The following is a 12,276-nucleotide window of genomic DNA, read 5'->3' on the forward strand; positions in this document are numbered from 1 at the left end:
ATTGGTCTTTGGCCGTAGAATCTACTCCAGCCGTTCCACGTCTACGACCGGTACGTTCACAGGCTCGACGGTTTGATCGCCGTCCGGGTACATTTCCTCGGACTCGTTATAGGTTCCGATGACGGTCACGCTGCCCTCGGTGAATTGGAAATTGCCCCTCAGTTTGATATACGACCCTTCCATTTCCGCGAGCGCTTCGCCCTGGCCGCCTTGGACGATATAGATGGTAAAGCGAACCTTCTCTCCCGGATGCGACGGCAGATCGGTCGCTACGATATCCGTAAAGTCCTGCTGGAAGCCCGTAAACTCATAGGCGTCGCCGCGCCGCTCATATATCGCCTCCGGTGCCGTGCCTCCGGCAGCGTCCATCCCGCCGGTCATGCTGTCTCCGCCAATCTCCGGATTCGTCACCAGGAGCGACTTGTCCGATTGAACGCTATAGCCGTCCGCGCTGAATTGGAACAGCTGGACCATGCCGTTCTCTCGGACTTCATAAGCGGCATACAGCGCCTTCCGGGTCGTTGAGTCCGCTTCGACGAGAATGACCGGCGTGCTGCCCGTGCTGAGCGACGGTTCGATGGAGACTTTCCGGATGGCAGCTCCTTGCGGGAAATCGTGGCTGCTGTAACCCTGCACCGTCTCATCGCTGTTCATCTGGGTGAAATAGACGGTGTTGCTGCCGTCCGCCCCGATGGCATAGGCTTTGCCGCCGAAGCGATCCGCTCCTCCGCTGACGAAGTCGTAGGAGGGGGAGGGATCGGCGCTCTGCAGCAGGCGGACCGGATCGTGAACCGTCCAGGCCAGCTGGGCCGCCTTGATCTTGTCTTCCGTATCCTCGTAGCCGGATAAGGCCTGGTAAATCGCGATCGCCTCTTCATACTTATGGTTCTTCACTTTGCGGTCTGCGCCCTTCAGCCAGGTGCCGATTTGCCGGGTGATGTAATCCTGGACGGCGGACTGCTTCATGCCGGCGCCGGCCATGTAGGCGGTGTACATCTTGGCGTGGGCGGCAAAGTTTGCCGCCTGCTCTCCCTGCACGTCCTTTGTGAGCAGGGTGCGGGTGAGGGAGTCGGCCTTTTCCTTTACCCAATTCGCCTTAAAGCTGCGGCTCTTGTATTCGGCCATCATGGACAGCGACCAGTCCAGCATGTTCTGATACTGCCCGGCACCCGCCATGCGGGCCATCAGAGCCTCGTCATACGATTGAAATTTTCCGCTTAACTGCTTGCTTTTGGCTTCCGCACCGCCGTAAAATTCCGCCGGAATGGCCAGCAGATTCCATTTAAAGGCGTTGTCGTTAACGTTCCCCTGGGCCAGCTGATCCTTCGCCTGTTGGTAAAAGAGGGATTGGAACTGCTTGAAATCCTTGGTCAGATCCTCCGAAATGCCGTACATCGCGGAGATCTTCGGATAGTAGGCGGCAAGCGGCTGGCTCGCAGCCATATACTCCTTCTTGGCGGCAACCAAGTCGGCGTATACATTCATAAGCCCGTCAAAATCCCGGTTTCTGGCAGCAGTTTCCGCGCGTTGATCCAAACGGGACAGCGACTGCCTCATGGAGGTGATCGGCTCAAGCTTTTTCAGCCGGGAGGCGATCAGATCTTCCTTATAGCGTATGGACCGGTTTGCAGCGGCTTTTTGGTACCATTCCTCTGCATTGATCAGATCTTTACGGTCGTAGTATTGGCCCGCTGTGGCGACCCAATCGATCTTCCGGTTCATGTCATAACCCTTGACTCCGATCAGGACCAAAGCTGCGGCGCAGAGCAAAATATACAAATTACGCAGGGTTAGCGCGTTTTTCATCGTCATATCTTTATGGCCTCTTTATTCCCATTTTTGAAAATCCGGGTCCCAGCGGTACTTTTCATTATAAATGGCGGATACCTCGTCGCGTAAGCCGTCCCAGGACTGGTCCGGATTGCGCCGCACGATCTGGTACAGCCGCAAAAACCGCTCACGCGGCAGGCCGCGAGCGTAGCGCCGGATGAAATCAGGATACATATCCACGTACTTCTTCATCCGTACCGCGGCACCGGCCGCAGCCGTCATAATGCTGGCACCCTGCTTCATTTGCAGGATGTAACGCTCATGAATGAGCAGATAACGAATGGCGCTGGCCTTGATCAGCTCGCGTTTAACCTTGGCGATTTCGCCGATATAAGCGGCCAGATCGGAATCGAAGTCCTCGATCAACAGCGGCTCCAGCTCGAGATCCATGTCTTTGCGCAGCACGAACGACTGGAGCAGCACGATTTGCTGCAGCCGGATCCGGTCGTTATGCACGATGGTGGCAATCTCCCGCAGAATCTCGTACCCGATCTGCTCGTCATCCTTAATGGCGGCCGAGGCGGTCGACAGATTCAAATAGATGCCTTCCAGGATCAGGCGCTGGCTGCCGTGGAGCAGCTTGTCCAGCTGGCGGCGCGTCTCGGACGGCAGCATGCGCCGCTGGAGCAGCCACAGCAGCACCGTCAGCAGGAGGCCCCCGCCCAGGCAGACGGCAATCTGCAGGAATGTCTGGCTTAGCAGCAGGGCCACCAGCGTCAGCAGAAGGGCGGCAAGCCTTTCCGTCTGCATCGACCGCTTGGCGTTAATCGCCGCCTGGTCCATGACTGGGATCAGCGCGTGACGGCCGCAGTTGGCGCAAGTGTCTTCCCACAGGACGGTAAAATGATGGCAATGTTTGCAAACTCTTAACTTTTGATAGGCATATCTCGTTCTATAATAAGGGCGCAGACGTACCGGCTTCTTCTTAACCATGGCGGTCTCCCGGGTTGGCAATGGTGAGCAGCGTTTCGTCCAGCTCTTCCGGAAGCGGCGCGGTCTTCTGACGTCTGAAATAATTGACGGATTTGATCAAAACAAAAAGAAACAAAACGGCGAGACATCCGTAAGCAATCATATCAATATTCCTTTCTATCGGATGGATAATTATGCAAGTTGTTAGTTAGGTCCTAATGCCTACAATCCGCGGAGCTCCTGTAAACATTGAACTTTGGCAGGTATAATTATATCATAATGTTATAGATTGGGATATTTTAGCGCTCGGCATGGAAGTTTCTACTGAATATGGAATGAAACTAGAAACGTCGCTTCATGTTTTTTTATCGTTTCTTAAGGAATATTTAAGACTTTTTGCCTAGAGTTAATAATGGCACTCTTACGGCTTGGAAAGGTCGAATTTTGCGGAATACTGGCCTCGAATATTGGAAACCGAAGACTAATGTTGTGAAGGAGAAACGCTATGCATTTAAAAAATAAATGGACGCTGTGCCTGCTGGCCGGGGTGCTGCTGCTTGTGTCATGGTGCGGCTTCCTGCCGGCGGTATCGGCTGCCGGGCAGCCGTCATCTCAGATTGACGCTGTACTGGTGATGGATGCCAGTAATTCGATGAAGGCTAGCGATCCCAACCGGATCAGCGGCGAGGCGATGAAGATGTTCATCGACATGCTGTCCGCCCAGGGGGACAAGGTCGGAATCGTCTCCTATACGGACAAGATCCAGCGGGAGAAGGCGCTGCTTGAAATCCAGTCTGCGGCGGACAAGGAAGATCTGAAGCAGTTCATCGACCAGCTTGACCGCGGCGCCTATACCGACATTTCGGTCGGCGTGGATGAAGCGGTGAAGGTGCTGAAACAGGGCAGGGACAAGAGCCACGAGCCGATGATCGTCGTCCTGGCGGACGGCAACAATGAGCTTGATCCGAAATCGGGCAAGACGGAGCAGCAGGCCGACCAGCAGCTGAGCGCCGCCGTACAGGAGGCGAAGCAGGCAGGCATCCCGATCTATACGATCGGGCTGAATGCCGACGGCAAGCTGAACAAGGCTGCCCTGGCGGATCTGGCCAGCCAGACCGGGGCCAAATCGTTCTCCACCAGCTCGGCGGATGATTTGCCGCAAATTTTGAGCGAAATTTTCGCCAGCCACCAGAAGCTGAAGATCGTTCCGGTGCAGTCGATCACCGCGAACGGCAGCTATCAGGAAGTGACCATCAGCGTTCCGAATGCGAACGTGCTGGAAGCGAACATTTCGATGATGTCCGGAAGCCCGGTTGACGTGAAATTAACCGATCCTGCCGGGACGGCTCAGACCATTCCTTCGGCGAACGTGCTGAGCTCCAAGTCGAAGACGTACTCCCTGATCAAGCTTCTGAAGCCTAAGCAGGGCGACTGGAAGCTTCAGGTGAAGGGCGTTCCGAAGGACAAAATCGACATCAATCTCGTCTTTAACTATGATTTGGACCTGACGATGGATCCGCTGCCGTCCAAATCGGTGAAGCCGGGTGACACGATAGAGATCAAGTCGTATCTGGTCAGCAGCGGCCAGAAGCTTCAGGATCAGGCGCTGTATGGCAGCATGGCCGCCAAGCTTCTGGTGAAGGACCTCGATACGGGCAAGACCGAGGAAGTTAAGCTGACGAACCAAGGAGACCATTTCGAGGGTTCTTATAAAATTATCGACAAGCACCAGTACGAACTGAAGGTGCGTGCGGAAGACCAAAGCTTCTACCGCGAAACCCAGCCGGTTACCGTCAGCGCCAAGCCGGCGGCTGCGGGCACGGGGGCCGGGACGGCAGCTTCAGGAGCGTCCAAGGATAAACCGTTCCCTACGATGCTCGTCGTGATCGGGGTTATTGCCCTTCTGATCATCGCGGCCGCGGCGTATTTCATTTTAAATGCCGTGAAGAAGGCGAATCGGGGCTTTGTCGGGCAGATGGTCATCGAGATCCGCGACGAGAATACCGGGGAGAAGACGTACCCGCAATATAAGAAGCTGACCTCATTCCGGGGCAAGTTCAACCTGCACCAGCTGCTGCAGCTGGCGCCGGAATTGAAGGAAACCGACAAAATCATGTTTACGCCGGGCAAGAACGACCGCCTGGTGCTGAAAAATGCCTCACCTTGCACGATTGAGCGGTCCGGCCGCGTGCTGGATGCTTCTGCCGGCGTGGAGCTGAAGAGCGGTGACCGCCTGAGCGTGTCACTGCAGCAGATTGACAAAACGATACAATTTGAATATTTGGTGTAACGGGTTATTCATATCCGTGCACCTTTTCCAGGAGGGGAATCTATGAAACCGGTCGTTAGAGAACATATACAGCAGCTGGACGTGTCGCTGGGAGGCGGTATCGTCAGCGAAAAAATCCGGGTGGACACGATTGACAACCCGATTCTGATCATTGGCCTCGGAGGCACCGGCATCGATGCGCTGCTGCGTCTGAAATACCAGATCAACCGGCGCTTTAAGCTGCCGGAGGATCCGCTCTCCAAGAAGAAAATGGACAAGCCGGACAACGTCGAGTTCCTGGCTTTTGAAACGAACGAGCAGGACCGGAACAAGCGCTACAAAGGCGTGGGCCTGGATCCGATCAACGAATTCGTGCTGCTGTCGAACGCCGAGATCGGCGGACTGCTGCAGAACCGCAGCATTTTGGAGCCGTACATTACGGACTGGCTGTCGCCCGAGCTCAGCATCACCGACGGCATGAACGGCGCGGCGGGCGTCCGCCAGGCGGGACGCTTGCTGCTCTTCACGAAGATCAACCAGGTCGTGCAGGCCATCGACAAGAAGATCAAGACGCTGTCCGTAGGCACCAACAAGAAGCTGATGGTGTTCCTGCTGACCGGCCTCTCCGGCGGTACCGGAAGCGGCTGCTTCCTGGACATCGCCTATATCGTCCGCGGCATTATCGAGCGCGACCATGGCTCCGCCGGGATCGACCGGGTCAACACGCTCGGTTATCTGTTCACGCCGGATATCAACCTGGCGAACAAGAGCCTTAGCGAACATACGCGTGAGTACATCAAGAAGAACGGCTATGCAGCCCTCAAAGAGCTCGACTACTGGATGAACGTTGATGCGCGCGGGGAGCGGTTCAAACAGCAGTACGGCAACATTCTGACGGTCAACTCGCCGCTGCCGCCGTTTAACCTGTGCCATCTGATTTCGGCGACCAACACGGAAGGCAAGCTGCTGGAAAATGCCTATGATTACTGCATGAACGTCACCGCCGAGAACATTACGAACTTCATGGCGAGCGAGGAAAAGCAATCGGGCGAAGAATTCGCCATTCACGACTATATCAGCAACATCCGCACGAATATCGCCCAAATGAACAAGGCGTATCCGGCCAACTACGATTACAACATCATCGGCGCCTCGTCGGCCGTGCTTCCGATTGAGGAAATGACGACGTTCCTGGCGTACCGCCTGTTCGGCAAAATGGAGACGATGTTCGAAAAAGCGCCGAATCAGGAAGACGTGGAGAAGTTCGCCCGCAAGCTCGGCGTCGATCTCGACACGATGGTGAAGACGTTTGAATCGCGCGTGCCGGAGCCGCTGCCCGGCTACCAGAACAGCGAGCGCTTGAGCTACACAAACGTTGTTAAAAATCAGGTCATCAACATGGACACCGAGCTGGAGCAAAATTTCCTGGCGCGGGCCCGTGAGGAATATATCAAGGCGAAGAAGCAGCTGCCAGGCGAAATCGTGGCGCAGTTCAGCGACCAGATCCGCCGCATGTTCCTGCACCCGCAGCAAGGGCCGTTCTACGTATCCCGCCTGATCTACACAGAGAAGGGGTTCAGCCTGCTCAAAATGCTGCTCTCCTATATTGAGACGCTGCGCGAGAACCTGACCCGCATTCCGCGGGACATCGAGGTGGCCCGGGAGCAGGCGGATGAGCGTCTGGGCGATGCAAAGAGCGCCTTTGTATCCAAAGAAAAGAAGAAAAACGTCTACATCGAGGCCAAGATCAACGAATACTGGCTGATGGCGGATGTAGAGCGTACCGAGCAGATGATCGAGTTCTACGAGGATCTGTATGATCTGCTGAACAAGGAAAACAACCGCATTTATAACGTATATACCGAAATTTTGAACGCGCTGAACTCCATTTTCGCCAAAAACGGAGACATTCTCCTGAACGGGGAGGAGCAGCAGGATCACAAGGGCAACAAAACCTACTACTGGAATCTGGTCAGCGTGCCCGACATCTCGAAGGTCATTAACCGCATGATGGAGCAGAAGGATGTTGACGATCTGATCCGCGACTTTGCGCAGGAGCTCCTGGATCATTCCAATCGCTGGATTCGCGAGCAGGAGATCGACGTGGTCAGCTCCATTTCGGAGTTTCTGACCGACAAGTTCGGCGACCTCATTACCCGCTCGATGGAAGACTTCCTGATCATGAAGTTCGGCCAGGAGGAGTCGATCGAGAAGTTTGTGGAGCGGAACATCGCCAGCAAGCTGGACGAAGAGGCCGTGCCGGTCTTCCACTTGAGCAACAGCGCAGGCAATCTGTACTTCCCGTCCTGGGGCTTTGTCTCCGTGCCGGTGCAGGCGCCGAGCATCCTGAAGGGGATCCGCAATTATCAGAACAATTCGGTGGGCAAATCGCATTTTACCGTCAAAGAGAGCGAAGTGAAGAACCGGATCTTCTGGCTGAATACGAAAAATGGCGTGCCGCTGTTTGTGTATACGCCGCTTAAGGTGTACGAAGAAAGCTACGAACGCACGATTCTGGACAAAGAAGGCATCGGCCGCCATCTGGTGCAGACCGATCGTGTGAACTGGACGTACCTGCCTTCGCCGATTCCGGAAAAATCGTGGGGCGAGACCTACGTAAACCCGCGGGTGCAGAGCTATAACGCCCGTGTCCGCACCGAATTCGACCAGGCGCTGCAGCTGAAGGTGGTTCAGCTGAAGGATGCCGACCAGAACACCAGCAACCGCTACGAGGTGGTGTTTACGAAGCCGTTTGACGTGGAGTCTGCGCTGCGCGCGTACGACATGCAGCTGAATGCCGCCAAGCCGAATCTTGGCGAAGTGAAGCGGGCACTGACCGAGCTGAAGCGTTACTTGAGCGAGGGATTGGAGCGGGAAGGATCGAAGGATATCTTCGGCTCGATCAATGAGGATCTGGCCAAGGAGAACCTGATCCGTTCGCCGGAGCTCATCGCCCGGGTACGGGCCGAATTGGCCAAATATACAGCCATTGCCGCCAAGGCTGCCGAGCTGGAAGACATCATCAGTCAGCATCAGGATGAGGAGAAATGGCTGGACCAGTTTATCGAAGCGATGTACACCGGCACGATCTGCAAGAAGGGCGCCTTGTACGTCTACGACCGCGACCCGGAAGAAGAAGCATGGCAGCCGTTTGCCAATCTGCTGAAAAGCGTTAATTACGTCGAATACGAAGTGTTTAAGCATTTCCGCGGACTGGATGAGAAGAGCCGCAGCACCCTGCTGCGCAAATCGTCCCGCCGGGATGCCGAGCTGACCGCTTCGGAGGATATCACCCCGCTGCTCACCAAGCTGGAGGAGCTGTCGGCGACCTTCCTGGAAGCCCGCGACCGTCTCGAATACGAGAAGGTGGAGCTGGCGGACGGGGAAGACCGCTATCAGTTCTACAGACAGATTTCTTCCAAGCTGAACGATATCCGCAGAAGGCTGAAGTAAGCGATGAACGGCATTTTAGAGCGGTTTGCATCCAGCTATGCCGCGGCCCAGGAGAGCCTGACGGGTAAGGGAGACGACCAGAGCAGCATCCATTACCCGGCGGTGCTTCTGTTTATCGGCGACAAGACGGCGGACGCCATCGGACCGATCATGAAGATCCACCGGCAAAAGTGGGATAACAGCGCCGGAGTGACGTATTTCCATGTCGGCACGGCATCCGGCAGCGACCGGGGGGCCGCCGCTTCAGACGAGACCCACGGCACTTTGGCGTCCACGGCCTCCCAGGAAAGTCATGCGAATGGACGGTTTGAAGCCAAAGGGTACGGGTTCGGCGAAGTGCGCTCCGAAGACGGCGGTTCCTTGCTGAGCCGCTTTCTGTTGGACGACTCCGCTGTGCCGGGTGATCCCAAAACGATACGCAAAGAGCTGTACCGGGCGTTCTACTGGAACGAAAAGCAGTTGTTCGAGCTGAATAAGGCGATCCGCCGGCTAGAGTCTCATATTGCGGGCTACGGCCGGATGTATTCCTCATTCGACCGGATCCATCTCTCTGTCATTACGCGGGTCGACGACCCGCTTAATGTGTTCATACCGGAAATTTCGCTGCTGGCCCAGTCGATCTTCAGCCAGTCCTTCAAGTCGGTTCAGATGGACCTGTACGCGCTGATCAGCGAACGGGAGCAGCTGGAGTCGTTCGGATATGCCAGCTCGGCAGGGATGGCTTTTCTGCGGGAGCTCGACATGATGCAGCGCCCCGAGTACACGTTCTCTGCGCCGCTGCACGTCACGGAGGATGGACTGTCCATCCCGGTGACGCATCCGGCTTCGCCGCTCTTCGATCTGGTGTACGTGCTGTCGGACAAAAACGAGCGCGGCATCGCCGATCCTGGCGGCATGCAGGACAACTATGAGATCATCTGCCACCTCGGCCTGCTGAAGAACCGCAAGCAGAAGGAGCATCAGGTCGACGGTCAGGCAGGAAGCTATAACAATACCTCCTTCAAAAATAACATCATGACGGAGTCCGGCCGGCAGGGCTATGTCTCCGCCGGTTTCTCCCGGGTCAAGCGGCCGAACCAGCCGATTGCCCTGACGGTGCTGTACCATTTCTACAGCCAGCTGCTGCTGCGGATGAAGACCGGAAGGGAGCTCGGCATCAAGGAACGCCTGGCGTTCTTCGGGCTGGATCCGGCGGCGGTTTCGTCGCGAGCGGACCATGTGGTGCCGGACGGCAGCCGGATCGAGGAAATGAACGGCATGATGACCCGGCCGGTCGGCTTCGCTTCGCTGAAAGGCATGTCCGTACGGGAAGCGGAGGAGGCGCTGTTCGGTGACGGATGCCGGCGGTATTTTCAAGCCAACTATGAGCAGGAGGCAAGCGAAGCGCTGGGCCGCCTGGACGGGGCGGAAGAGCTGGATTCCGTCATCCGGCAGCAGATGGCGGAGCATCCGGAGATCAGCGTGTTCCACATTGCGGCATGGACCGGCGAGAAAGACGGGGCAGGCGGTGTGCTGGAGGCGCTGCGGGCCCGGATCCGCGATATGGCCGGCCAGCTGGAGGCTGACCGGGCCGAGCTCGACCGGTATTACGGCGAGCAGGTGGGGAACCTGCCTTTTCCAAAACGGCTGCTGATGGACAAGCATAATGTGCGGAGCTTTATCCGCTATTTTCTGGAGACCATCTATCAGCGCAAGCTGGAATTGCTGCTTCTGGAGACCGAGCTGAAGCTGTACCGCCGCTATGAGGCGGAGCTGGAGCGTCTGCACGGCCACTACAAACGGCAGGCGCAGCGGCTGGAACAGCTGGAGGGTGAGTTGCATGCCTCCGCGCAGCAGAGCATTCGGGCTGCCGACGATTATATCGGGCAGAACATTATGGAGTATTACGGACTCGTGACCGAAGACATCATGCGCGACCTGGAGGCGAAGAGGGGGCCGTTTATCTTTTTCGAGGACCGTTATGTCGGGAACCTGTCCGCATTGGCAGCTGCAGGGACCGACAGACTGCTGGAGAGGCTCATTGCTGTCGTGGCGCGTGATTTGCTGACGGCGGAGCCTTTTGATCAGACCTTTGAGGATGAATTGCTGCGCCGGGCCAATGTAACGATCGATTACAGCAACAAGCAGGTGCTGTCGAAGGAAGACCTGTTCAAGATGCTGTACCGAACCCTTGAGGAGCATGCGGTCATTAACGTGCGGCTGTTCGACTACACGCAGGAGCACCGCTATGAGGAAAAGTATTTCTTTGGCGATGCCAGCAGCGAATTCGTCCGGTATGCCCTAGGGGCAGACGAGACCTCGCGCATCTACAAGCTCGGGGTCGTGCACGAGAAGCGCAGCAGCGGCGTCGAGAAGCTGAACCTGATGGGCGGATTCCATCTGGAGGACTTAATGTATTACCGCAACGGCAAAGCCTATTATGAGACGTACGTCCAGAACGGCTACGAATTTCACGGTGTGGACCCCGGGCAGCTGCCGGAGCTGCGGTAAGAGCCCGGGCGCCACTTAAGAAAGGAAGCATGGTATCATGCAGCGTAAAATCAATCTGCTTCTGCTGCTCCTCAGCCTGATTGGCGGCGCGGCCGGCTACGTCATCGGAGAGGTCGTGCTGCACGTGTGGGGCAGCGATCTTCCGCGAATCGTGGCCATTGGATTATATTTGGGAATACTGGCTCTCTGCATCGGCACCGGGTGCCTGATCGCGGAGATGATGTCACCCCGCCTGAATGGGCCGTCCTGGAGACAGCGGTATATGGGGACTTCCTGGAAACTGCTCGTGCCGGCTACACTGGTGCTGGTCTTCGTGCTGGGTTTGGTTTTGGAGTTCGTCTATGAAATCAATCCCGGCCATGCGAAGCCGGTCAAGGACATTGCTTTGGTCATCGACAACTCCGGAAGCATGGGGGAGACTGACCCGGACAACGACCGCTACACGGCAGCCAAAAACCTGATCAACCGGATGGACAGTGACAACCGGGTAGCGGTGATGGTCTTTAACGACCAGACGACCCTGCTGCAGCCGTTCATGAAGGTCAAAAATAAGGATGCCAAACATAAGGTCATCTCCGAAATTGACGGGCTTGAGGCAACCGACGGGGGAACGAACATCAGCCTGGCGCTGGCGGATACGATGAAGCATATCGAGGAAACGAATGACGCCAGCCGGAACACGATGGTTATCCTGCTGTCGGACGGCATCAGCGATGTCGACCTGAACAGCGCCCTCGCAGCTTACAAGCAGCGCCAAATCGCCGTCAACACGATCGGGCTCAGCCTGGTTCAGGCGGATGGGGCGCAGCTGCTGCAGGACATTGCCCGGGAGACGGGCGGGCAGTATTACGACGTGTCCAATGCAGGCGACCTGTCGCCGGTCTTCCAGCAAATCTATGAAGACGTAGGCGACCGGACGCTTCTGACCGAGCGGACCGGCCCGACGCAGGACAGCATCTATTACCGGATGCTGCACATCGCTTTCATCGCCATCATCGGCGGGGCGATCGGCTTGTCCCTCGGCCTGATCTTCGACAACCGGTATTTGGCCCGCAGCTTTGGTATTGGCGGCGTGGTGTCCGGCCTGATTGCCGGAGCCGTGCTCGAATTCGGCTTGTCGGGCCACACCGTTGGCGACGAGATGGTCCGCCTGCTGTCGTGCCTGATCCTGGCCGGCGTGCTCGCCTTGTTCACCGGCGTCATTCCGGTGAAGGAGAACGGCAAGCTGGCGGCCGGTCTTCAGCGTCCGGGCCAGGCCGGACGGACGCAGTCCGGCTTCGACCGGCGCCAGAAAGACAACACGAGCAGAGGATTCTAAGCAG

Annotated in this window: 7 protein-coding genes; 4 read left to right on the forward strand and 3 right to left on the reverse strand. The window is 56.8% G+C overall.

Translation table 11 applies throughout. The features are described 5' to 3' along the window. Window positions 1-21: 21 nt before the first annotated feature. Genes KI379_RS21985 through KI379_RS21995 form a run of 3 tightly spaced genes read right to left on the reverse strand, consistent with a single transcriptional unit; the run spans window position 22 to window position 2,905 of the window. Window positions 22-1,812 (reverse strand): hypothetical protein, encoded by a 1,791-nt coding sequence (locus tag KI379_RS21985; protein WP_212984916.1) that lies wholly within the window; start codon window positions 1,810-1,812, stop codon window positions 22-24. A 15-nt stretch (window positions 1,813-1,827) separates the two neighbouring features. Continuing rightward, entirely contained in the window at window positions 1,828-2,763 is a 936-nt protein-coding gene (locus tag KI379_RS21990; protein WP_212984917.1) for a hypothetical protein, read from the reverse strand. Then, on the reverse strand, window positions 2,756-2,905 hold the full coding sequence (locus tag KI379_RS21995) for a hypothetical protein (RefSeq protein ID WP_163880163.1): 150 nt from the start codon (window positions 2,903-2,905) through the stop codon (window positions 2,756-2,758). The genes KI379_RS21990 and KI379_RS21995 overlap by 8 nt, the downstream gene beginning before the upstream one ends. A 342-nt stretch (window positions 2,906-3,247) precedes the next feature. Between KI379_RS21995 and KI379_RS22000 the strand changes: the two genes are divergently transcribed. From KI379_RS22000 to KI379_RS22015, 4 genes are read left to right on the forward strand one after another with little or no spacing between them, the layout of a single operon-like run. Next, window positions 3,248-5,032: a vWA domain-containing protein gene (locus KI379_RS22000; RefSeq protein WP_212984918.1), complete on the forward strand. Its 1,785-nt coding sequence runs from the start codon at window positions 3,248-3,250 to the stop codon at window positions 5,030-5,032. 42 nt (window positions 5,033-5,074) lie between these two features. Continuing rightward, window positions 5,075-8,464 carry a tubulin-like doman-containing protein gene (locus KI379_RS22005; protein ID WP_212984919.1) on the forward strand — a complete coding sequence of 1,130 codons (3,390 nt, stop codon included), beginning with the start codon at window positions 5,075-5,077 and terminating at the stop codon, window positions 8,462-8,464. A gap of 3 nt (window positions 8,465-8,467) precedes the next feature. Beyond that, window positions 8,468-10,954, forward strand: coding sequence for a transcription initiation factor TFIID (locus tag KI379_RS22010; protein ID WP_212984920.1), 2,487 nt, complete (start codon window positions 8,468-8,470; stop codon window positions 10,952-10,954). A 37-nt stretch (window positions 10,955-10,991) separates the two neighbouring features. Further along, a complete protein-coding gene (locus tag KI379_RS22015; protein ID WP_076173001.1) occupies window positions 10,992-12,272 on the forward strand; it encodes a vWA domain-containing protein in 1,281 nt (426 codons plus the stop codon). Window positions 12,273-12,276: the final 4 nt, after the last annotated feature.

Origin of the sequence: Paenibacillus cineris, assembly GCF_018333335.1 — a bacterium.
GTDB lineage: Bacteria > Bacillota > Bacilli > Paenibacillales > Paenibacillaceae > Paenibacillus_AQ > Paenibacillus_AQ favisporus.